The organism is Methylobacterium sp. A54F, from assembly GCF_053346035.1.
Window position 1 is genome coordinate 134921 of sequence record NZ_JBKFBF010000011.1, and the last position, 22090, is coordinate 157010.

17 protein-coding genes and 2 pseudogenes are annotated in these 22090 nt (G+C 68.3%); 6 read left to right on the forward strand and 13 right to left on the reverse strand.

Features of this window, described 5'->3' with window-relative positions:
• Positions 1 to 213 precede the first annotated feature (213 nt).
• Positions 214 to 1168 (reverse strand): annotated as a pseudogene (locus ACLBXP_RS18545) (IS630 family transposase).
• A 1154-nt stretch (positions 1169 to 2322) separates the two neighbouring features.
• Between ACLBXP_RS18545 and ACLBXP_RS18550 the strand changes: the two are divergent.
• Positions 2323 to 3009 (forward strand): metal ABC transporter permease, encoded by a 687-nt coding sequence (locus ACLBXP_RS18550; RefSeq protein WP_447669225.1) that lies wholly within the window; start codon positions 2323 to 2325, stop codon positions 3007 to 3009.
• Positions 3010 to 3089: 80 nt separating this feature from the next.
• A pseudogene (locus ACLBXP_RS18555) lies at positions 3090 to 3398 on the forward strand (integrase core domain-containing protein); the annotation flags it as partial.
• 224 nt (positions 3399 to 3622) lie between these two features.
• On the opposite strand, the gene ACLBXP_RS18560 reads toward ACLBXP_RS18555, so the two are convergent.
• Complete coding sequence (locus ACLBXP_RS18560; RefSeq protein WP_447669226.1) at positions 3623 to 3862, reverse strand: helix-turn-helix domain-containing protein; 240 nt, start codon at positions 3860 to 3862, stop codon at positions 3623 to 3625.
• A gap of 189 nt (positions 3863 to 4051) precedes the next feature.
• Here ACLBXP_RS18560 and ACLBXP_RS18565 point away from each other — a divergent pair, with 189 nt between their 5' ends.
• Complete coding sequence (locus ACLBXP_RS18565; RefSeq protein WP_447669227.1) at positions 4052 to 5191, forward strand: hypothetical protein; 1140 nt, start codon at positions 4052 to 4054, stop codon at positions 5189 to 5191.
• Positions 5192 to 5504: 313 nt separating this feature from the next.
• On the opposite strand, the gene terL is transcribed toward ACLBXP_RS18565, so the two are convergent.
• From terL to ACLBXP_RS18580, 3 genes are read right to left on the reverse strand one after another with little or no spacing between them, the layout of a single operon-like run.
• Entirely contained in the window at positions 5505 to 6959 is a 1455-nt protein-coding gene (gene terL, locus ACLBXP_RS18570) for a phage terminase large subunit (RefSeq protein ID WP_447669228.1), read from the reverse strand.
• Positions 6960 to 6972: 13 nt separating this feature from the next.
• Positions 6973 to 7530: a DUF5681 domain-containing protein gene (locus ACLBXP_RS18575; protein ID WP_447669229.1), complete on the reverse strand. Its 558-nt coding sequence runs from the start codon at positions 7528 to 7530 to the stop codon at positions 6973 to 6975.
• Positions 7531 to 7538: 8 nt separating this feature from the next.
• On the reverse strand, positions 7539 to 8927 hold the full coding sequence (locus ACLBXP_RS18580) for a site-specific DNA-methyltransferase (RefSeq protein WP_447669230.1): 1389 nt from the start codon (positions 8925 to 8927) through the stop codon (positions 7539 to 7541).
• A 655-nt stretch (positions 8928 to 9582) separates the two neighbouring features.
• On the opposite strand from ACLBXP_RS18580, the gene ACLBXP_RS18585 reads away from it, so the two are divergent.
• Positions 9583 to 10407, forward strand: coding sequence for a hypothetical protein (locus ACLBXP_RS18585; protein ID WP_447669231.1), 825 nt, complete (start codon positions 9583 to 9585; stop codon positions 10405 to 10407).
• Here the strand turns inward: ACLBXP_RS18585 and ACLBXP_RS18590 are convergent.
• From ACLBXP_RS18590 to ACLBXP_RS18620, 7 genes are all read right to left on the reverse strand, one after another.
• Complete coding sequence (locus ACLBXP_RS18590; RefSeq protein WP_447669232.1) at positions 10378 to 13089, reverse strand: MGH1-like glycoside hydrolase domain-containing protein; 2712 nt, start codon at positions 13087 to 13089, stop codon at positions 10378 to 10380. The two genes, ACLBXP_RS18585 and ACLBXP_RS18590, sit on opposite strands and share 30 nt — an antisense overlap.
• An 11-nt stretch (positions 13090 to 13100) precedes the next feature.
• Complete coding sequence (locus ACLBXP_RS18595) at positions 13101 to 15038, reverse strand: amylo-alpha-1,6-glucosidase (RefSeq protein WP_447669233.1); 1938 nt, start codon at positions 15036 to 15038, stop codon at positions 13101 to 13103.
• Positions 15031 to 15303: an RNA polymerase sigma factor gene (locus tag ACLBXP_RS18600; RefSeq protein WP_447669234.1), complete on the reverse strand. Its 273-nt coding sequence runs from the start codon at positions 15301 to 15303 to the stop codon at positions 15031 to 15033. The genes ACLBXP_RS18595 and ACLBXP_RS18600 overlap by 8 nt, the downstream gene beginning before the upstream one ends.
• Before the next feature lie 4 nt (positions 15304 to 15307).
• Entirely contained in the window at positions 15308 to 15490 is a 183-nt protein-coding gene (locus ACLBXP_RS18605) for a hypothetical protein (RefSeq protein ID WP_447669235.1), read from the reverse strand.
• A 132-nt stretch (positions 15491 to 15622) separates the two neighbouring features.
• Complete coding sequence (locus ACLBXP_RS18610) at positions 15623 to 16435, reverse strand: alpha/beta fold hydrolase (protein ID WP_447669236.1); 813 nt, start codon at positions 16433 to 16435, stop codon at positions 15623 to 15625.
• Positions 16416 to 18116, reverse strand: coding sequence for a GMC family oxidoreductase (locus ACLBXP_RS18615; protein ID WP_447669237.1), 1701 nt, complete (start codon positions 18114 to 18116; stop codon positions 16416 to 16418). The genes ACLBXP_RS18610 and ACLBXP_RS18615 overlap by 20 nt, the downstream gene beginning before the upstream one ends.
• A gap of 5 nt (positions 18117 to 18121) precedes the next feature.
• The gene (locus ACLBXP_RS18620; protein WP_447669238.1) at positions 18122 to 19510 is read right to left on the reverse strand and encodes a UbiD family decarboxylase; all 1389 of its coding nucleotides are present in this window, start codon (positions 19508 to 19510) and stop codon (positions 18122 to 18124) included.
• Between the two features lie 179 nt (positions 19511 to 19689).
• Between ACLBXP_RS18620 and ACLBXP_RS18625 the strand changes: the two genes are divergently transcribed.
• A complete protein-coding gene (locus ACLBXP_RS18625) occupies positions 19690 to 20616 on the forward strand; it encodes a LysR family transcriptional regulator (protein WP_447669239.1) in 927 nt (308 codons plus the stop codon).
• A 277-nt stretch (positions 20617 to 20893) separates the two neighbouring features.
• Positions 20894 to 21469 (forward strand): UbiX family flavin prenyltransferase, encoded by a 576-nt coding sequence (locus ACLBXP_RS18630; protein WP_447669240.1) that lies wholly within the window; start codon positions 20894 to 20896, stop codon positions 21467 to 21469.
• A 134-nt stretch (positions 21470 to 21603) separates the two neighbouring features.
• Here the strand turns inward: ACLBXP_RS18630 and ACLBXP_RS18635 are convergent, their stop codons facing one another.
• Positions 21604 to 22083, reverse strand: coding sequence for a TIGR02444 family protein (locus ACLBXP_RS18635; protein WP_447669241.1), 480 nt, complete (start codon positions 22081 to 22083; stop codon positions 21604 to 21606).
• Between the last annotated feature and the right edge of the window lie 7 nt (positions 22084 to 22090).

Consider the following 22090-nt stretch of genomic DNA (forward strand, 5'->3'; position numbering starts at 1 on the left):
ATCGATGGGCCTCTCACCGGCCGTTTTCCGGACACATGGAGGAGAGCCTTCGTCACAAGATCGATAGCCCGGCGACCCTGGAGCGGATCAAGGAGCAAGCTCGTCAAGAACTCGCCATCAGAGTGCGATGAGGAAGCGTTTCATATAGGCGTATAAAACGGCAATGATTGTAGCGGCGCTGAGGCCGCAGTTCGAGGTTAGAGCCGTGCCCGCTCACGTAGCGACGGCCAAGTCGTTGTCGTATCCGGCCGCTGCGAGGCAGTTCCGGCATTCCTGGGCGGTGAAGCGAGCGATGGCATCCCGGATGGCGGCCCACAGTTCGGGAACGGTGCGGGCCGCCGCGGTGCGCAGCAGGGCCTTCAGCTTGGCGAAGATCTGCTCGATCGGATTGGAGTCGGGACTGTAGGCCGGAAGGTAGAGCAGCCGGGCGCCTGCCGCCTCGATCGCCTCGCGCACGCCCGCGACCTTGTGGGCTGAGAGGTTGTCGAGGATCACCGTGTCGCCGGGCTTGAGCACCGGGACCAGGGTGTCGGTGACATAGGCGCGGAAGCGCTGTCCGTTGGTCGCGCCGTCAGCGAGGTCGATCGCGCACAGGCCACTGGCGCGCATGGAACGGTGGTTGTTTTGTAGTGGCCCTGTGGCAAGGCCAGTCGGCACCGCTCGCCCCGCGGCGCCCGTCCATAGCGGCGGGCCATGTCGGTCGTGGCCGTGGTCTCGTCGAGGAACACCAGCCGGTCTGGGTCGAAATCGGGCAAGGCGTCGAACCAAGCGTGGCGGGCTGTCCTCACGTCCGCCCGCTCCTGCTCGGCGGCGTGAAGCGCCCCTTTTTGCGCGTGATGGTGTGACGGGCGAAGAAGCGCGACAGGCCGCTCGTGCTGGTGGCCACGCCGTGCTCAGACAGGGCATCGCGCAGTTCGTGCAGGAAGATCGCAGGTCGCACCTCGTAGAGCGACAGGATCAGATCCGCGTGCGCCTCGATGGCTGGCAGGCTGTCGTCGCCGTGCGTCGGCATGGGCGCGACGTGGCCCTCCTGCGCAAAGCGCGCCGATCAGCGGCTGGCGCTCGACACGCTCACCCCGAACCGCGCCGCGGCCCGATGGAACGAGGCGCCCTCGGCCACGGCTGCCACCACGCGCTCGCGCAGATTCATCGACAACGGTGAAGGCATCAGCGACTCCTTCACCCCTCAACGCTTCAGCCGCTAACCCGTCGCAACGCACCCGGGCACAACTCTAGCCCCCTGACCTTGCACAGAGGTCGCGATCAAGCAACCAAAATACTGTCGATCGGCTGTATTCAGAATCTAACATTGATTAATAATATCTTATATTTAAGTCCATACAGTAGGTTGTTTTTGGAACAACGATCTTGGAAGTTCGTTTCCTCAGACTAAATAATGGAGGAAACGTCTATGTCGTATATTCGAAATGGCTCGGCTGCTCTCATGACGCTGATCGCTGTCGGAGGCATGCCGACCACCACTTGGGCACAGTCGAAGCCTCAGCCTAAGGCTGAAGAGACGCGGAGCAATCAAAACAATCAAACATCTGCGTCTTCAGATTTCGAAGTAAATAGGAAGCTTCATACGCAGAAGAGTAAAGAGAATAATGCTAAAAAGGGAGCCGAATAGATCAAGTTCGGCTGAAAAATATTGTACTGATTCACTCCGATGTACAAATCTCATCGGAGTGAATAATGCTTGTTTACAATGATAAATTGTTGTTCGTATGTTCCGATTAGCGCTCATCTTATCCCTTGCTGAGCTGACGCTCAGCCTATCTGGGGTCCAGGCCCAAAGCGTTGATGATGGGTCTGACGCCATCATTGGCCAAGCGGCTACTCGCACGGTCATCGAGTTGGTCGGACGGAACTTGAAAAGCCCAGATGCGAAGATCACGGCCCTCCGCCGCAGCGAAGGTTCAGTCATATGCGGATCGGTCAACGTGAAGAACCGCGATGGACTATACAGCGGCGAGAGGGGATTCGTTATTGATCTCTCGACAGGTTCCTTTGGTCGTGTCCCGGATGGTCCGGAGATGATGACGTTCAGATCGGATGACACTTACCGAGCTATGGAATCTATTCGGCAGCTGTACTTCAAAAAATGCCTCGACTGAGGTCTATCATCGATAGGTGTGCCATTGAAGTGCGAACGACTGACTTCCACGAACCAACGATGGGTCCTTACTCAGGATGCCGCCAAAACCGAGGGTGGCCTCACTACCACCCGCGTAGCCGTCGGCAAAGACGGTCTCCCGCGGATGTGATCCTCGGCCAGCCCCCCCGGCCTTCATTCCCATAACGACCAGAAGAGAACACCTCATGCTGCAATCCCTTACCGGGTTCGCCCGCTTCGCCGCCGCCGGTCTTCTCACCTTGGCCGGCGTCTCGGCCGCCTCCGCCCTGGAGCGCGTCCGCGGCACGATCGACAAGGTCGATGCTAGCTCCCTCACCCTGAAAACCGAGACCGGCACCGAGACCATCGCGCTCACCGGCGCCAAAGTCGTGGCGGTCGTGCCGTCGAGTCTCGACCAGATTAAGGAAGGCACCTTCATCGGGACCGCCACCAAGGGCGAGAACCCGATGACCGCCCTCGAAGTTGTGCTGTTCCCCGAGGCGATGCGCGGCACCGGCGAGGGCCACTACGCCTGGGATGCGATCACCGACCACACGGCCAGCGCCGGGTCCAAGGTGAAGAGCGCGATGACCAACGGCACCGTGAAGGCCGAGACATCGGGCGGCTCGAAGGTGAAGAGCGCGATGACCAACGGTACGGTGAAGGCCGATGCGACGACGGGCGGCGAGCGGACTCTCACCGTCGGTTTCGGCAAGGACGGTACGAAGCAGATCGTCGTCCCATCCTTGGCCCCGATCGTCGCGTTCGAGCCGGCGGACAACAGCGCCCTCAAGCCCGGCGCGAAGGTCTTCGCGGTGGTCGATAAGGCCGGAGACAAGCTCGACGGCAAGCTCGTGGCGGTCGGCAAGGACGGCCTGACCCCGCCGATGTGAGGCACAACAGTAACCCTCCCCCTTTGTGGGGGAGGGTGCCGAGCAGATGCGATGCGGGACATCGGTATCGCGTCAACCGCTTCGACCAGATCTGCCGGGCGCACGGCATTGAGCATCGGCTCACCAAGCCAAACCACCCGTGGACCAATGGCCAGGTCGAGCGCATGAACCGGACCCTCAAGGACGCGACCGTCAAACGGTACCACTACGACAGCCACGACCAACTGGGGGAACACCTCGCCGCCTTCCTAGATGCGTACAACTTCGCCCGGCAGCCCAAAACCCTAAGCGGCCTCACGCCATACGAGGCGACTTGCCGAGCCTGGGCAGACGATCCAGACCGCTTCAGACACGATCCAACCCATCTCACCTCGGGACTAAACACCTAGGACGCACAATTGGTACACGCAGCCGCGCAAATCCGCGTCGTTCCCTAACGTACCCTTATGCGAATGGCCGATCGCAATCTTTAGCGTCCGCTTACGGGATCTCGGGACAGCCCGCTCAATGACCGAAATGGGCGCGAAGCAGAAGGTCCGCTTTCCCTCCTGACACCAACGTCTACTCGTCACCTAGCTGAGCAAGCAGAAGAACTGTCAGCACGCCTAAACGCTCACGCGCCGCCCACGACTTGTTGCAAGAGCTCGATCGGGTCGACCTCGATCGCCTGAGCAACCGCGATGAACTCGATCACGTCGAGGCGACGCTCCCCGCCCTCGTACTTGGCCACGAACGACTGCGGTACACCGAGTCGGTCCGCGACCACCTGCTGAGTCAGATCCTGACGCAGCCGCGCCTGCTTCAGCACCTCGACGAGGCGCGCGTGATCAGTGGTACGGAGGGTCTTGCGCATGCACCCGGGCCGACGGCGCAAGACGCTTCAAGCGATTTTAGGATAATCCCATTTCAGGATATGGTCGGCTCACATCGAGTGAACGGCGCCACAGAAATTATCCTGAAATAGGATATTCCGCTGGACTACGGCCGCGACCCGAGCGACACGACCGGGGGAGGGCGCCGCGCCCTCGCGGAGACCAGCTCCATGGCAGACCCAGGCGTGTTCCTCCTGCGCGATGAGGCCACCCTCGTGCCCATGCAGGCCGCAAGCTTTGCCACCGAGGATCACTTCCAGCGCCTGCTCGCCGCCTTCCCGGCCCTGCTCGCCGGCGACCAGATCGACGCCGCGGAGCCGCGGCGCTTCCTGCTCGTCGCACGCGAGCAGGGCATCGCCGCCGAGGAGGGCGCTGGCGATCGCTGGTCGCTCGACCATCTCTTCCTCGATCAGGACGGCATCCCGACCCTGGTCGAGGTGAAGCGCAGTACGGACACGCGCATCCGGCGCGAGGTCGTCGGACAGATGCTCGACTATGCTGCCAACGCGATCCTGCACTGGCCGGTGGAAGCCCTGCAGGCTCGCCTGTCTGCTCGCTGCGACGCGGAGGGACAGGATGCCGCTGTCGCGCTCCGTGAGCTGATTGGCCCGGAGGGCGACACCGACGCCTTCTGGAACGGTGTGCGGACGAACCTGCAGGCGGGCCGTGTACGGCTCCTGTTCGTGGCCGACCGCATCCCGCTGGAGCTGCGTAGGGTGGTGGAGTTTCTCAACCGGCAGATGCAGCCGGCCGAGGTTCTGGCGGTGGAGTTGCGCCAGTACGAAGGGCAGGGGCTGCGCACGCTGGTTCCGCTCGTCATCGGGCAGACGGAGGCGTCCAGCGCATGCAGGCGGCGAACCACGGGGGCGGGCGTCAAGCGGCGCTGGGACGAAGCCTCGCTGCTGGCGGAGCTCGAGCGGGTTGGTGAGGAGGCGGTGCGGGGCGCCCGGACCATCATGGCATGGGCCCACGCGCGTAGGCTGGGCGAGGGGTACGGGGAGGGCCAGCTTCCGGCTTGGACGCCGGTGATCCTGGTCGCCGGTCAGAAGCTGCTTCCGATCAGCATCTGGGGTGACGGCGCACTCGCGGTGAACTTCCAATACCTGGCTGGCAAGCCGGCGATCGGCGACGAGGTCACACGGACTGAGTTGCTCGAGCGCCTGAACGCGATCGGGTATGGCCTGCCGGAGAGTGGCCTGACGCGCCGGCCCAACGTCAAGGCGTCGGTCTGGGCCGAGCCTGGCCGATTGGAGGCGCTGCTGCCCGTCCTCGACTGGCTGCTGGGCAAGGCGCATGCCGCCGAGGCTTAGCGGCGCGCGCTGACCTCGCAGCGTACGGGGTTGCGACGTGTGAGCGGGGGAGGGGGCACGCTGCGGCTCGTGAGGTAGTCCAGCGCTTGGCTCGTCGCATCGACCTGATCGTCATGCCGTCCGTTCGGGAAGGCGAGAAGCTCCGACAGGTCGGTTGCGAGCGAGGGTGCTTCCACAGGCTATCGAACCTGCCCGGCTTCGAAGCGAGCCGACTGCGCCAGAAGCCGCGCTTGCTTGTCGTGGCGCGGTTGGCGCAGGAGCGGCCGCAGCCCAATGTGCGAAGTTCGTATCACCCCATGCTGACGGGGAGCGATCAGCCCGGATTGGAGGTGCGGGAAATGATGCGAGGCCGGACCTCGCGTCGCGTCAGATTTCGCCGCTCCTGCGCCCTTGCCCCGCGAAGTCGCCACTCGAGGTAGAGCAGCGCCTGGCTCGTCGCATCCACCTGGTCGTCGTGCCGCCCGACCGGAAACGACAGAAGCTCGCGCTCGTATGCCTCGCGCCACGCGGCGTCCTGCGGAAGATGCACCCGGCCCGCCTCAAACAGATGTGCCACCGCCTCCAGCCGTGCCCGCTTGTCGCGTGAGGCCGTGCGCATTTCAGGTCGCAGCCGACCCGACGCCCACAGCTCGTCCGCAATTGCCCGTCCGTGACCCGTATTCTCGATCAGCGTCCGGTGCACCCGGAGGTACTCATCCTCGTGCATCTTCAGGATCTCGGCTCGCAGGGTCGGGGCAGCGACCTTCAGGCGCTCGACGTGCAGCAGGTAGAAGTCTTCTCCGATCACGCCCCAGAGCTGCCCGACCGAATAGTCGCTCGTTTCAGCAATCGTCGAGGCCGTGTCCCAGCTCGCGATCACGTAGTCGAATTCACCCAACGCCGCCTCGTCCGCAAAGCTGCGCAACCAGCCCCGCTCGATCAAATTGCCGTCAGGCGGCACCGGATCCTGCTGGTATTGCGCCGCGTAGTACCGGCTGCCGAGCGCTCGACGCGTCTCTGCCAGAATCGCGGCAGGCTCACGCTCCGGCAACAGAACCTCGCCGGCCTCCCGCACATAAAGGTCGCCTGGCTGACGGCTGACCTTGTAGCTTGTGCGCGCCTCGGCAGTGGCCGGGATGACGAGGTGCTCCCAGGCCTCCTCCTGCATCACATGCCCGACGAGGTCAGCCTCGTGCAGGCGCTGCATCACCAGCACGATTGCGCCTGTGCGCTTGTTGTTCAGTCGCGTGCGATGCGCGCTCATCCAGAGCTGGGTTTGGCGGAGACGTACCGCCTCCGAGAGCGCTGCCTCCGGACTCATCGGATCATCACCGATGATGAGGTCGGCGCCGCGCCCGAGGACGGATCCCGAGAGCGAAACCGCGAAGCGATAACCCCGAGCGGTGGTCACCGTCTCGGTCTCCCGGTCTCCTCCGCGCTGGATGGCGAAGGCGGGGAACAGCGCGCGGTACCAGGGGCTGGTGACGAGGGTGCGGAAGGCCGCGTGATGCGCCTTGGCGAGCGCCTCGGAGTAGGAGACGCAGATGATGCGCCGCGTCGGATCATGCCCGAGCACCCAAGCGGTATAGGCGATGCTGATGACGATCGACTTGCCCGAGCGCGGCGGCACGTTGACGATGAGGCGCCGCGTTTCCCCGTCCGTGATCTGCCGCAAGGACTCGGCGATCGCCTCGAGGTGCCAGTTGTGCTGATAGGGCACGCCGGGTTCGAGGGTGACGAAGCATTTCTGCAGGAAAGCGAGGAAGTCGGTGCGCAGGAGTGCTTGCAAGAGGCGAGGGCGCTCACACATGGCCAGGGCCCCTTTGCTGCTCCGCGCCTTCGTTGGCCTGCGGTGTTTCATCCAGCCCAAGCGGTTCGTGGTCGCCCCGGCCGCTCACCCCATTCCCCAGCGCTGTGCCTGCTGTTCCCGCTGAGGCATGGCTGCGCCGCTGCAAGGCTTCGGCGATCAGCGCCTCGTCCTCACTGCTGACTGCGGCGGATGGGTTGGTCGAGCTCGAGCGCGCCGCCTGCTGTCGTCGCTCGCGCTCGGCCCGCCGCTCGTCGAGGCGCCGCGAGGCCTGGACGTTGCCCTTTATCGCCTCCTGGAACAGCGCGTGGTCGATCGCCTCGTCGCGCGTCATGAGCGTCGGTTTCCCGGCCACGCCGACCGTCACCTGGCCATCCAGAAAATCCGGCAGCTCGCTGGGTGGGGTGACCGGACGGCGCTTGCCGCGCCGACCGGCAGGGTTGCGCGAGGGCTCGCCTTGGCGGAATTGGTGTTCGGCCGGCGGTCGGCAGTAGCCGACAGTGTAGCCGTCCGAGGGGCGGCTCGCGCCGCCCCGCTCCTGCTGCTCCGTCATGGCCGCCCTCACGCCGCGTCCGCGGGCGCGATCGCGGCATCCGCAACCTCGCTATCATCCTCGCGGCTTCGGGCAGCCGCCGTCTCCGTGAAGGTCAGACCGGTTGCAGCGTGGCGCGCCGGTACTCCGGTCAGCCGCTCGAGGCGACGGACAGCCGTATCGACGTAGCAGGGATCGATCTCCAGCCCGTATCCGCGCCGTCCGGTGCGGTGAGCAGCCACCAGCGTCGTGCCCGAGCCGAGTGTGGGATCGAGCACAATCTCACCGCGATGCGTGACGTCGAGGATCGCATCGACGATCATGGCGACGCATTTCGGAGTAGGATGGCCCCCCGCCTCCGCTTTGCTCCGTGCATCCGTGTTGGCGCCGGGATAGGACCAGACATTGCTGCGATGGCGGCCGTGACGCCCCAGCTCGACGTTGTTCACGTGGGCGGCCTGCCCGACCTTCCAGACGAAGCAGAGCTCGTGCTGGGAGCGCCAGAGCGAGCCCATCCCGGCATTGTCCTTGGTCCAGACGCAGAGGTTCTTCAACTCGCCGTAGACCGTGGTCCCCGCAGCCATCATCTCGGCCACATGCCGCCAGTCCATGAACTGAAGGTGCAGGGCGCCGTCGAGGGAGTGAGCCGCGCAGAGGCTGAAGATCGTGCGCAGAAAGTTCGCGAACCCCTCGGCGCTCATCTCGCCCGAGGCCATGGCGAACTCACGTGCTCCGGGCTGACCTGAAACATGGCCCCGGATGGGCACGTTGTAGGGCATGTCGCAGGCGGCCAGCCGCGCCTTCGCGCCAGCCATCAGAGCGATGTAGCTGCTCGCCGCGCACGCATCCGCACACAGGAGGCGATGGCCGCCCTGGAAAAGCCAGAGATCACCCAGCCGGGAGACAACGGGTCCGGAGGCGGGAGGTGGGCGATCGTCAGGATCAAGCTTTGGCGCCTTAACGGGCGGCGACAGGATGACGTCGATCTGCGGCGTGGAAAAGCCAATGTGACCCACCAGCCCGAAATCGAGCGCGGACAGGAGCTCGATTTCGCACTTGAGTGCGACTTCATCCCAGCTCGAGAGTTCCTGGATGCGGTTGAGCGAGATGCGCAGCGCGCTCGCCTCGGCCTCGGTGAGATCGGCGATGCTGACGGTAGGCACCTCGGCCAAGCCGATTAGCTTCGCGGCTTCCCAGATGGCATGGCCGTCGAGGATGGTGCCGTCCGGTTGGATGAGGATCGGCACGAGGCAGCCGAAGCGGCGTATGTTGACCGCAAGTTGCTCGATTTGGCCACGGCCGCGCTGGCGCAGTTTCCGGCTGGCCGGCTTGAGCGTTGCGGGTGCACGGTAGACTATCTGGAGGGGAAGCGGCGCGCCTGCGGCACCGCCTGTCGAGATTGTGTCAGGCTGCGGCACACGCGCTGAGCGCGTCCGAACGCGAGCGGTGGGCAGGATAACAGAGGGAGTCATGGGGATTCCGCACGGACTGAGCAGCGCCGACGTCTTCCACCCACCCAAACGCATGAGCGCCGAGTGATTCGGAATAGTCAGGGAACTGCCCGACCGCGAAGCCGGAATTGCCCTCGTGTGACTCCGAAGATCCGATACGAGCCACACAACGGACGGGAAACTGCCCGTCGGACGTCGTTACGTCAAGCTGGATCGGCGATGCACGATCGCTGGTACGCGAGCTGGCTCGTGTTCAGCTTCACGGCTCGGGCCTCCAAATTCCCGGTTCAGGAGCACTTCGTTCCCGGTTTCTCAGCGGCGCAATCCCAGTTCCAACACGGTCGGATGACCCTCAAGTGATTGCAACACAGACGCTTTCCGGTACAACTAGGAACCAGCAGGAGCAGCGCGTATCGCCAATTCCCGGTTTTCTTCGCGCAAACCGCGAAAATCCCGGCTGGAGACGGGTTCGCAGGTGACTGCGTCCACCACCAGGTATTCCTGGTGAAACGCGGCTTCGGATTTTTAGCATTCGGACAGCGGTGCTGCCCCCCCCTCGTGTGAGGCGGCCGACGGCGTGTCCGCACGATCTCCACGCCTTGATCCGCACGCGTCAGGCTCGTTGACAGGCGCCGTTCTCGCCGGCACGAACGCGATGTTCGGTGCGGGCGTCGATTACGATTGGGCGACCCACGACCTGTTCCCGACCTTCAAGTTCGACTTCCGACCCGCCGCGGGCTTTCTGGACCGCACGGCCGCACGCTTCGAGCGCGTGCCGCCACGCGGCATGAGCTGCGCAGCCCCGCGGGAGCCCGACTTCCTCGACGGCGTGCGGACGTTGCCCCTGCGCGCGCTCTCGCACCTCGCCGCGACGTTTCCGTTCCAGGTAAGCCTGCCCGAGGAATCCCACACGATCGGCAATCTCGACCCGCCGCGGCCGGCCGCGGGCGTGCTCGCCGACGCGCAGCCCTCGGCAGCCCCGTTCGGAACCACGCACGAGATGCTGGGGCTCGCGGCTATGGCGACCGAAGCGCGGCATTCCTATGGGGCGCTGGCGGATGCGGACATCGACTGTCCGCGCGCCGACCGCTGGCTGAGCCGCGCCCGTCGCCGCCGCGCCGCGCAGGGCGGTCTCGGATGGGACAGCGCGGATCTCGCCCCGCCCGAGCCGGGGATCGACGGCCAGGGCGCGCCCGCGGTGCGGTTCCAGCACGGGCTGCCGCTGACCGGCATCGCCCCGATCACCCTCGGCAACGACCCGTTCTGGAACGTGCGCGCCTTCGACAACGCGCTCTCGCGTCACGACGGCTACCGGCGGTCCTCGTTCATCTGCGCGCTCAATCAGCTCGTGATGGACGACATCAGTGACGCGGTCTCTCCCCCGCCGGCCAAGACGTCGCCCGGGGGCCTTCGACCGTCAGGACCTGATGGCACGGGTGGTCGGTAGGGCGGCGAGTCGTCCGGGCCTGAGAAGCAGCGCCACCAGGCCCGTCCATCCGGTCTGATGCATCGCTCCGAGCCCTGCGCCCGTATCGCCGTCGAAGTATTCGTGGAACGGGACGCAATCGCGCAGGCAGGGATCGTCGGCGAGGGCGCCGTACGACGCGAGCACCGGCCGGCGGCCGTCCGGGCCGCGCAGGAACAGCCGGCAGAGCCGACGGCTCAGCTCGTCGGCGATGTCCGGCAGGCTGAGGTAGCGACCGGATCCGGTCGGGCACTCGAAGCGGGTGTCGTCCCCGTAGAACGTCCCGAAACGGTCGAGAGCCTCGATCAGGAGGACGTTGATCGGCATCCAGACCGGGCCGCGCCAGTTCGAGTTGCCGCCGAACGTGGTCGTCGTCGACTCGGCGGGCTCGTAGTCCACGGCGTAGCGCGCGCCGCCCCAGTCGAGGACGAAGGGACGCGCGGCGTGCGCTTTCGAAAGGGAGCGTACGCCATGGTCGGACAGCAACTCGGTCTCGTCGAGCATGCGCGCCAGCAGCGCCTTCATGCGGTGCCGGCGCAGCAGCGACAGAAGCATCCGGTCGCCGTCCTGGCCGGGCGGCGGTCCCTCGCCGGCACCCTGGCTCCAATGCGAGACCAGGGCGGCGAGATCTGGACGGTTGCGCAGCATCCACTCGGCCCGACGCGCGAAGCCGGGGAAGCGGTCACGCAACGCGATGTCGAGCACCTCGACGGCGCAGAGCGGGATCAATCCGACCAGCGAGCGCACGCGCAGCGGCAGCATCCGGCCGTCCGGCAGGTTCAGGACGTCGTAGAAGAACTCGTCCGCCTCGTCCCAGAGCCCGACCCCGCTGCCGCCGATGTCGGTCATAGCCTCCGCGATGTAGAGGAAGTGCTCGAAGAACTTAGTCGCAATGTCCTCGTAGACCGGGTCCTCCGCGGCCAGTTCGAGGGCGATCCGCATCAGGTTGAGCGTGTACATCGCCATCCAGGCGGTGCCGTCGGCCTGGTCGATGGTGCCGCCGGTCGGCAGCGGCGCGGAGCGGTCGAAGATGCCGATGTTGTCGAGCCCGAGAAAGCCGCCCTGGAAGACGTTACGTCCGTCCGCGTCCTTCCGGTTCACCCACCAAGTGAAGTTCAGCATCAGCTTGTGGAACACCCGTTCCAGGAAGGTCCGGTCGGGTCGCCCCGTGAGGGCGGCATCCATCTGGTAGACGCGCAAAGCCGCCCAGGCATGCACCGGCGGGTTGACGTCGCCGAAGGCCCACTCGTAGGCCGGCAGCTGGCCGTTGGGATGCATGTACCACTCGCGCGTCAGCAGCACGAGCTGACCCTTGGCGAAGTCCGGGTCGATCAGCGCGAAGGTCACGCAGTGGAAGGCGAGGTCCCAGGCCGCGTACCAGGGATATTCCCAGGTGTCGGGCATCGAAACGATGTCGGCGTTGTTGAGGTGCGCCCAATCGCTGTTCCGTTCGCGCCGCCGCTCCGGCGGGGGCTCCGGCTGCGTCGGGTCGCCCATCAGCCAACGGCGCACGTCGAAGTGGTAGAACTGCTTCGACCAGAGCATGCCGGCGAACGCCTGGCGCTGGACGAGGCGCGCGTCGGGGTCGGTCATGTCCTGCTGAAGGACGGCGTAGAACGCGTCGGCCTCCGCAATCCGGCGCGCGAACAACGCCTCGAAGCCCGCGTCATCGAGGCTCGGCGCATCGGCCGGACTCAACCGGTAACGCAGGACGATCGTCGCGCCGGGCGCTAGGCTGTGACGGCTCAGCGCCGCGCATTTGGTGCCCTCGTGCAGCGGGTTCACGGTCCGACGGGTCCCTGCCACCACGTCGTCGTTGATCGCGTCCTTGGGGTGGTACGATCCACCTGCACCGAAGAGGCGAGCGGCGTTGGTCTCGTTCTCGCAGAACAGGAACTCGGCCGGCTGAAGCGCCGTAAACAGCCGCCGGGGGCCCGCCGCCCGGGTCGCCTCCACGCAGGAACCGTCGACGCGGCGCAGGAGCGGCCGCTTGGCATCCGGGCGCCAAGACCACGTGTTGCGTGACCACAGGTGGGGCAGGACGTGGATCTCGGCCGGCTCCGGTCCGCGATTGACGACCGAGACCCGCATCAGCACGTCCTCGGGCGCGGCCTTGGCGTACTCGACCGTGACGTCGAAGCAGCGGTTCTCCGCCAGCACACCGGTGTCGGCGAGCTCGTACTCGGGCATGTCGCGGCCCTTGCGCCGCCGGTTCTCGGCGACGAGGTCGGCGTAGGGAAACGCCGCGTGCGGATACCGGTAGAGCATCCGCATGTACGAATGCGTCGGTGTGCTGTCGAGGAACCAGTAGAGTTCCTTCACGTCCTCGCCGTGATTGCCCTCCGCGTTGGTCAGACCGAACATCCGCTCCTTGAGGATGGGATCATGCCCGTTCCAGAGGGCCAGCGCGAGGCACCAGAGCTGCTTGTCGTCGCTGAACCCGGCGATGCCGTCCTCGCCCCAGCGATAGGCACGCGAGCGCGCGTGGTCATGGGGCAGGTAGTCCCAGGCGGTGCCGTCCCGGCTGTAATCCTCGCGGACCGTTCCCCATTGCCGCTCGGAGAGGTACGGCCCCCAGCGATGCCAGCCCTCCGCGGCGCAGTTCCGAAGGCGGCGCCCCTCCTCGGTCTCGAACAGGGAGGATGGGTTCCGGTCTTCAGGCATCACGGCCTTCCTCAGAACGCTTCGAGGCCGAGCATCCGGCGGATCCGGATATACTCGCCGAGCGACCACGCCTGGAAGGGGCAGCCGCCGGGCCGGTGGGGGGCGTCGCCGTCGGCCACCTCGCTGACATGGCCGAGCCCGGCCTCGCCGAGGTGGTGCTCCAGCGGCGGCGGGAAGCGTGCCCGCCCCTCCCGCAGAGCCGCCTCGCTGCGGCCCCGTACGGAGAGCCACGCATCGACGAAGGGGCCGAGCAGCCAGGGCCAGACCGTACCCTGGTGATAGGCTCCGTCTCGCGCCCGTGCCTCGCCCCCGTAACGACCGACATAGGCTGGATCGTCCGGCGACAGGCTGCGCAGGCCGAGCGGGGTCAGGAGCTTGGCCTCGACCGCGTCGACGACGGACTTGGCGATCTCGCCGGTCAGAAGCGGGAACGGCAGCCCGCCGACACCGAAGATCTGGTTCGGACGCAAAGCTGCATCGTGCGTGCCGGGGACGTGATCGACGTCGACGACGTCGAACAGGCCGCCAGCCGGGTTGGGAAACCGCCGCGCGAAGCTCGCCCGCGCGATCGCCTCGATCCCGGAGAAGCGCGGTTCCCAGAGCGTGGCCGCGATATGGAGGGCGTTGATCCAGAGGGCCTGGATCTCGACCGGCTTGCCGATGCGGGGCGTAACGACCCAATCGCCGACCCTGGCGTCCATCCAGGTGAGCTGCATGCCGGGCTGTCCGGCCGCGATCAGGCCATCCGCATCGCTGCGGATGCCGAAGCGGGTGCCGGCGGCGTAGCCGTCGAGGATCGCCAGGCAGGCTGCCCGCAGCGTCGGCTCGGAACGGACGGTGCGCCGGGCCGCTCCCGAGGCTGCCAGGAAGTCGTGCACGGCGACCACGTACCAGAGCGAGGCGTCGACGGAATTGTAGTCCGGCTGCTCGCCGGAATCGGGGAAGCGATTGGGCATCATGCCCGCGCTCACCGCCCCGGCCCAGGCCGTGAGGATGGCCTCGGCGGTTTCGAGATCGCCCGTCGCCAGCAGCAGGCCGCGCAGGGCGATGAAGGTGTCGCGGCCCCAATCCGTGAACCAGGGGAAGCCCGCCACCAGGGTGCTGCCACGGCCCCGGTCGACCCGGTAGCTCCCGGCGCTGCGCCGGAGATCCGGACCGACCCGCGCAAGCCGCGCCGCGGCGACCATCCGGTCGGCCAGGGCCCGGACGCGGACCGGCGCGCTCTCGCCCGCGCGCAGCAGCATCAGCGCCGGCTCCGCCTCCGTGAGATCGAAGCGGAAGCTGCCGGGCGCGGCGAGATCCTCGACGCAGTCGAGCCCGCGCGCCTGCTCCGCGGCGTAGAGGAACTGGTGGTACCAGTCCGGCGCATGGCGATAGGTGCCGGTGGTCAGGGCGGAGATCGCGGGTCGATCCGGGTAGGGGCGCCACGTGACGCAGGTTCCGACCTCTGCGCCGCCGATCTGTGGCGTGAAGTCGAAGGCCGGATTCGCCGATTGCAGGCCGTGATAGTCCCGTCCCGAGAGAAGCGGCACGACGACGAGCGTGCAGGGACCGACGCCCGAGATCCGCCGCCATCGCAACAGCGTGTCGCAGGCGTCGGGATCGACCAGAAGCTCCTGGGTGATCTCGGTGCCGTCCGCGAGCCGGAACGTCCAGGACGGCCAGGGCACGTGGGTGAAGGCAACCATCCGCTCGAAGCCGCGCGGATGGATCACGTCCGGACAGTAACGCTGGGTGCTGAGATCGGTGTGTCCGGCCGCTGTCTCGACCCACGCCTCGATGCCGTTGACGAGCACCGTCCGCGCGGTCGGCGGATGCGCCGCCGTGAGCAGGAGCGCGTGGTAGCGGCGCGTCCGAACGCCCGGCACCGTGCCCGACGCGAAGCCGCCGAGTCCGTCGGCCTCCAGCCACTCGGATTCCTCGCCCGGCAAGGGCATCGCGTCAGCCATTCCGCTGTTCCGATCCGTCCGCGCGCCATCCGGCGTGGGCAACCACACACAGGGACGAGCGCGCCTCGAAGCTCGCGATGTTGCGCATCACCGCGATCCAGGCGTCCTGCACCGCCTCCTCTGCCGCGTCCGGCGGCAGGTGCGCGCTGCGCGCCACGAGGCGCACGTGATGCCGCCGCACGAGAATCCGGAAAGCCGCCTCCTCGCCGAGCCGCAGCCGTGGCAGCAGCAGATCGTCGCTCGGTTCGAGGGCAGTCGTCAGCATTGGATCAGCCCGGCGTGTCGCGGGTCAGCCGGATGTCGACCGCGCGCTCGACGAAGGTCCACTCGCGGGTGGCGCGCAGCGCCGCGACACGCGCATCGAAGGCAGCCTCGTGCTCTGGCGCGAACTCGAACAACGTCGGGAAGTCGAACGGCTCGCCGTGAACGGGGCCATCACCGCCACGGCTCATCCGAAAGCCAGAACAGGTCCGCCATCGCTATCTCCAGGCCGCGAAACGGCCGCCTGGAATTACAAAACGGCAAAGCCCGCAACGGCTTGATTCGGTTCACACCCTAACACACGGGGACTTCCGCGGCAGTTCTCAATCTTGGGGCAATATTTCTCTTTTGAGCAGAAAGCTCAGGATCAGATCGATGACGCGCGCGGGATCCTGCTCCTGGGGAGAATGACCCAGTTCAGGAAGGTGATGAGCCTCCGCATGGGGGCAGGACCTGGTTACGGCCTCGATCTGCAGCGCGCTGCCGTAGCGGTCGTTCTCGCCCTGCAGGAGGAGGAGGGGCACGGTCAGGGGCCGCAAGGCCGTCCGGACATCCCATGCGCGCCGCCGGGGGTCGAGCCACGCGTCGCTCCACCCCCGGAAGGCGCCGTCCACGTCCCGGTGCTGCGATGCCAGGCGCCGCCTGAGGTCGCCCGTCTCGTACGCCTCGACGGCACGCCTGACGCCCTCGAGCGTCACGGCCTCCACCACGACGTGCGGCGCGATCAGGGCGGCGGCGTGTATGCGGGGGTCGCCGAAGGCCGCCGCGAGGGCGGCGATCGTCGCGCCGTCCGAGTGGCCGACGAGGATGCAGTCGCGGATGCCGGCCGCGTCGAGCACGCGCGGGAGAACCTCCGCCGCCTCGCGCTCCAGGTAGTCGATGGGCCGGGGCAGGGTGACGGGGCTCGATCGCCCGTAGCCCACCCGGGAATAGGCGAAGACCAGGCACCCCGACGCCTCGGCGAGCGCGTCGGCGAACGGCCACCACCCCTCGGCCGAGCCGAGGCCCTCGTGGAGGAGCACGATCGTGGGGGATCGCCCGGAGCGCGGAGTGCCGCGCCGGTATTCGAGGTGCTGCGCACCAAGGTCGAGGAAGCCGGAGGCGGATCCTCCGGCCTCACGGGGCTCGGATGCCATCGGCGATCTTCTCGGCGATCATCAGGGTCGGAACGTTGGTGTTGGCGCTCGGCAGGCGCGGCATGACCGAGGCGTCCGCGACCGTCAATCCGTCGATCCCGATGACGCTTCCGGCCGGGTCGACCACGGCGCCGGGATCGGCGGGATCGCCCATCCGGCAGGTTCCGCTCGCGTGCCAGACCCCGAAGACGCTCGCCCGCACGAAGTCCGCCAGCGCCGCGTCGTCGTCGACGATCCGGGCGAGGTCGCGGCCACCGGTGAAGCTGCGCAGCATCAGCCGCCGCAGGGGGCGCGGCCCGTCGAGGAGGCGTGCGAGGGCCGCCGTGACCAGGGCGTTGCGCCGGCCGACCCGGCTCAGCCGCCGGATCGCCGGCGTAAAGCTCGCCGGGAAGATCTCGGCGGGGTTCGGGTTGAGGTGAGGCGAGACCGCGAGCGCCACGACCCGGCGGACGCCGTCCGCGAGGCGGGCCGCGTCGCGCGGATCGGACAGGAGGTCGAGGTCGATCGCCGGGTTGCCCGCCGGATCGGCCGGGTCGAGCCGCAGCGACCCCACGGAGTGCGGCTGGTTCACCCAGAGGAAGTGCAGGCCGAGGCAGGCGCCCAGGGCGTGCCAGCCGGCCCGGGCGGAGACCGTGACGTACATGTCCGAGGCGCTGCCGCCGGGCAGCCCGGACGAGTAGCGCATCGCCAGGAAGCTCGCCCGCCGCTGGCGCGTGTGAAGCCGCAGGCCGGGCGGGAGGACCTGCGCGAGCGTCAGGGCCGGATGGTCGCGCAGGTTGGCGCCGACGCCCGGACGGTCGGCCGCCACCGCGATCCCGCAGGCGCGCAGGTGGTCGGCCGGGCCGATCCCGGCCCGTAGCAGGAGGGCCGGAGAGCGCAGGGCGCCGGCGCAGACCACGGTGCGGCCGGCCGATACGGCCCGTTCAGTCCCGTCGGGCGCGCGCAGGCACGCGCCGGTGACGCGCCGACCGTGAAGGTGGAGGCCCGCGACCTCGGTGCGCGCCGCGATGATCAGGTTCGATCGGGCCCGCACCCCGGCATCGAGGTAGGCCTCCGCCGCGGAGACGCGGGCATCGTCGCGGTTCGAGAAGGCCGGCGGGAACAGGCCGTCCGAGAACTCGCCGTTCTGGTCGATCCGCCGCGGAAGGCCGCAGGCCTCGAAGGCCCGGAACGCGGCGTGCGCGAAGGGCGGCCAGGAAGGCTCGAGCAGGCGCCGGATCGGCAGGGGGCCGGACGTCCCATGCAGGGGGCCGTCGCAGTCGCGGTCGGTCTCGAGCCTGCGGAAGTAGGGCAGGACGTCGTCCCAGGCCCAGCCGCGGCAGCCGGCCTCGGCCCAGGCATCGTAGTCGCGCGGCAGCCCACGATTGGCGGACTGGACGTTGATGCTCGACGAGCCGCCCATCACGCGGCCCTGCTCGTAGAGCCGGCGCCGGGCTCGCCCGTCCGGCCCGCGCGTCACCGTCGCGTCGAGGCCGGGCCAGATGTAGGTGTCGCCGTGGAAGAGCGGCATGGGGTAGCTGTCGCGGATCGCCTCCGGCACGGCGCCGGGCGGGGTGTCGATCCCGGCCTCCACCAGAAGGACGCGGCGCCTCGGATCGGCGGACAGGCGGTTCGCCAGGACGCAGCCGGCGGAGCCGCCGCCGACGATCAGCACGTCGACGGAATCGGGCAGGCTCCCCATGCCTGTCAGCAGCCCGCCGCCGCGCGCCAGTCGGCCTCGGGCACGATCACGGCCGCGAGGTCCACCTCGGCCTCGCCCGGCACGCGGATGCGCGTGAACTTCATCGGAGGCGCGTCGAGAGGCGCGGTGGCGTCGAGGCCCATCTTCGCGCCGACCCCCTCCCGCGCCGAGGGGTCGAGCTTCGAGCCCTGGCTGCCGGCGATCACCACGAGGTCGCGGTCGGCCTGGAAGCGGGTCGAGACCGCCCACTCGACCTCCTGCGGATCGTGGATGTCCACGTCCGTGTCCACCACGACCGCGTGCTTGATGTCGTAGTGGGCCGCGAAGGCGCCGAGCAGCACGTTCTTGGCCTCGCCCTCCTGCGACTTCCGCAACTTGACGTAGAGGTGGTAGCGCCCGACGCCGCCGAGCGAGAGGTGGACGTCCTCGACGCCGGGAAAGTTGCGCTGGAGGGAGGCGAGGATCGTGGCCTCGCGCGGGATCGCGCCGAGGAGGAGATGCTCCAGGCCGCCGCCGACGATCATGTGGAAGATCGGGTTCTCGCGGTGGGTCACCGCGTCGACCGCCATGACATGGCGCCTGGCGCGCTCGCCGTAATATTGCGGGAACTCGCCGAAGGGCCCTTCCGGCTCGCGCACCTCCGGCAGGATCCGGCCCTCGATCACGATCTCCGCCTCGGCCGGCACCCGCACGTCGTTCGTCAGGCACTTCACCACGTCGAGAGGGGCGCCGGTGAGCGCGCCGGCGATCTCCAGTTCGTCGTGGCCGAGCGGCACGATCGCCTGCGAGGCGAGCAGGCAGGCCGGATCCACCCCGACCACGAGGGCGACCTCCAGGCCGCGGCCGGCGGCCTCGGCCTTGCGGTAGAAGTTGTCGGTGTGGCGCGGCAGGACGAGGACGCCGATGCGGTCCGGCCCGCTGATCTGGCAGCGCAGGATGGCGACGTTCTGCGCGCCGGTCTCCGGGTCGCGCGAGATCATCAGCCCGGCCGAGATGTAGGGGCCGCTGTCGTGCTCGTTCAGCGTCGGCACCGGCAGCAGGCGCAGGATGTCGATGGCGCCGCGATGCACCACCGCCTGAGCGGGCCCCGTCTCGCGCTCGCGCCACGGCAGCGGCTCGGCGCAGGCGCGCTGGAAATGCGTGATCAGGCGGTCCTCGTGCGTGCCCAGCGCCTCGGCCATCCAGGCGCGACTGGAGACGAGACCCGAGACGATGGTGCCGCGCTGGCCGCCCGGCCGCGGGAACAGCGTGGCGGTACGCCCGTCCAGCCGGTTGGCGACCGCCGCCGCCTCGTGGCGCAGGCCGATGCCGGGGCGCGCGACGCTGAGGCGTCCGCTCCCGCCGAGGCGGTCGAGCCAGTCGCGCAGGGACCGCACGGGAACCGGGTCGCTCATGATGTCCTCCCGTTCGCCGCTCGGCGGCGTCTTTCCTCCCTGGTTAGGGCGTTCGCGAAGCGCGCCAAAATAAAGATTGCTGATGCCCGAGATCAGACAGTCTGAATTGCCTCGTCGGCACCGGCATGGTCCAGTCCAGGAGGGTGCGGCCGCAGAGCCGGACCCGGGAGGCACGAGCGTTGGACCTGCGTCAGATCTCCTACTTCGTCGCCTTGTTCGAGGAGGGCAGCGTCACCCGCGCGGCACAACGCATGAATGTGGTGCAGCCGGCCCTCAGCATGCAGATCGCCAAGCTGGAGCGGGAGCTCGACCAGCGCCTGTTCGACCGCCAGCCGAAGGCGATGGTGCCGACCGCCGCCGGCCGGACGCTGCACCAGCTCGTCCAGCCGATCCTGCGGGACGTCGCCGAGGCCCGGGCGGCGATGGCGCGGCTGTCCAAGAGCGTGTCCGGCCGCGTCACCGTCGGCATCCTGTCCTCGCTCGCGATGAGCGTCGTCCCGGGCGTCCTCGCCCGCTTCTCCGAGGCCTATCCGCAGGTCGAGCTGTCGCTGGCGGACGGCTACAGCAGCACCTTCATCGAGGGCGTCGGCAACGGCAGCCTCGACTTCGCGGTGATCAACAAGCCGCCGCGCCGCCTCGGGCTGCTGGTCGACCCCCTGCTCGACGAGGAGATGGTGGTGGTCGGCGGCCGGGACACGCCGCTGCCGATCCCGGTTCCGGTCCGCATGCGCGATCTCCCGCAGCTCGACCTGATCCTGCCCTCGCAGCGGCACGGCCTGCGGCTCGAGCTCGACCGGCGCGTCGGCCTGGAGGACATCGCGCTGGCCCCGAAGCTCGAGCTCGACCTGCCGCCGGCCATCGCCGACTTCGTGGCGCGCTCGGGCTGCTTCACGGTCCTGCCCAGCGTCGCCGTGAGCCGGCAGCTCGCCGAGGGCACCCTCAGGGCCTACCGCATCGTCGCGCCGCGCATCACGCGCCAGCTCGTCATCATCCACCACCCGAAGCATCCCCTGAGCACGGCGGCCCTGCGCTTCATCGAGATGCTGTCCGAGGCGCTCTCGGCGGCCGCGGAGGCACTGCAGGCGCACATCGTGACGGGGGCCTGACCGGGCTAGCCCGCACGCCCCCGGAGCGCCCCCGGCCTGCAGTCCCGCTGATTGCGTCCATCAACCATCCTTATTCGACAGCGCCATCGGGACGCCCCTACGATCGCCGCAAGCCGCCCGCCCGGCGCCCGGGGCGCGGTGGAACCGCGAGCGAGGGCGGGGAAACGACCATGGACGGCAGCGCGCATCACCGGATCGACGGCCTCGACGGGCCCTTCGCGCAGGCCGGGCGAGGCGGCTGCCGGCCGGCGCCGCGGCCCGTCGAGGGTCCGGGCGCGTGAGCCGCAATCTGCCCCTGGTGATCGGCATCTCCGGCGCCTCGGGCGTGATCTACGGGATCCGCCTGCTCGAGATCCTGCGCGACCTCGACATCCCGGCCCACCTGGTGATGTCGCGCTCCGCCGAGGTGACCCTCGCCCACGAGACCGACCTCAAGGTCGCCGACGTGCGGGCCCTTGCCGCCAAGACCTACGCGCAGACCGACATCGGTGCCGCGATCTCCTCCGGCTCGTTCCGCACCCGCGGCATGGTCGTGGCACCCTGCTCGGTGCGCAGCATGTCGGAGATCGCCGCCGGCACCACCACCGGCCTGCTGACGCGCGCGGCCGACGTGGTGCTGAAGGAGCGTCGACGTCTCGTCCTGATGCTGCGCGAGACGCCGCTCCATACCGGGCATCTCCGCACGATGACGGCGCTCTCCGAGATGGGGGCGATCATCGCGCCGCCGGTCCCGGCCTTTTATGCACGCCCGGCGAGCATCGCCGCGATGGTCGACCACACGCTGGGCCGCATCCTCGATCTGTTCGAGATCGAGGCAGGCTGCGTGCGGCGCTGGCAGAGCGAACCGGAGTGACGTTCACGGCCCGCGATCGCGCGAAACCCCCGACGCGGAGAGGAGGCGCGCCTCCCTGCTCCGTCACCGGGCACGGCCGCGCCCATGTTTGCGCCGCGAGGATCGACGGCGATCCGGGTGCCGTGGTCCGGGCATCAGGCCTTCGCGAGCGCGCCGAGCAGGACCGCGAGCTCCGCCTCGGGAAAGTGCCGCCCGAGATGCCGGGCATAGAGGCGAAGGTGGTCCCTCGCGACCGTCGACCGCCCTTCGGGTGACCCGGGCGCGGGAGCGTCGCGAAACAGCGCGTCCTGGACGAGGCGCTCGGCCTCGAGCTCGACCGCCTTGACCCGCCCGCGAAAGGCCTCGGATCCGAATTCCCGGAGCGGGTCGGCCTTCAGCGCGCGCCGGACGGCGCGCAGCGATTCGACGACGCCTGCGCGCCACGGCGCGATCCGCGCGTCCGCCGTCGCGATCGCCGCTTCATCCAGAACGCGGCCGGTCACCGCGCACCAGAGCAGGTAGAGGACGAGGTTGACGTCGGCGCCTGCCTCGTCCTGCAGGGCGAGACAGGCCGCCGCGACGCCCGGCCGGCCGTAGAGTTCGAGGGAGAAACCCCAGAACGCGTTATCCGGCATCGAGGAC

Coding starts and splice junctions, on each gene's coding strand:
- ACLBXP_RS18615 (WP_447669237.1), bottom strand. CDS start 18,116: ATGGGGAGCCTGCCCGATTCCGTCGACGTGCTGATCGTCGGCGGCGGC.
- ACLBXP_RS18575 (WP_447669229.1), bottom strand. CDS start 7,530: ATGACGGAGCAGCAGGAGCGGGGCGGCGCGAGCCGCCCCTCGGACGGC.
- ACLBXP_RS18605 (WP_447669235.1), bottom strand. CDS start 15,490: ATGAGCCGTGGCGGTGATGGCCCCGTTCACGGCGAGCCGTTCGACTTC.
- ACLBXP_RS18610 (WP_447669236.1), bottom strand. CDS start 16,435: ATGGCATCCGAGCCCCGTGAGGCCGGAGGATCCGCCTCCGGCTTCCTC.
- ACLBXP_RS18620 (WP_447669238.1), bottom strand. CDS start 19,510: ATGAGCGACCCGGTTCCCGTGCGGTCCCTGCGCGACTGGCTCGACCGC.
- ACLBXP_RS18635 (WP_447669241.1), bottom strand. CDS start 22,083: ATGCCGGATAACGCGTTCTGGGGTTTCTCCCTCGAACTCTACGGCCGG.
- ACLBXP_RS18565 (WP_447669227.1), top strand. CDS start 4,052: ATGGCAGACCCAGGCGTGTTCCTCCTGCGCGATGAGGCCACCCTCGTG.
- ACLBXP_RS18590 (WP_447669232.1), bottom strand. CDS start 13,089: ATGCCTGAAGACCGGAACCCATCCTCCCTGTTCGAGACCGAGGAGGGG.
- ACLBXP_RS18595 (WP_447669233.1), bottom strand. CDS start 15,038: ATGGCTGACGCGATGCCCTTGCCGGGCGAGGAATCCGAGTGGCTGGAG.
- ACLBXP_RS18600 (WP_447669234.1), bottom strand. CDS start 15,303: ATGCTGACGACTGCCCTCGAACCGAGCGACGATCTGCTGCTGCCACGG.
- ACLBXP_RS18560 (WP_447669226.1), bottom strand. CDS start 3,862: ATGCGCAAGACCCTCCGTACCACTGATCACGCGCGCCTCGTCGAGGTG.
- ACLBXP_RS18550 (WP_447669225.1), top strand. CDS start 2,323: ATGCTGCAATCCCTTACCGGGTTCGCCCGCTTCGCCGCCGCCGGTCTT.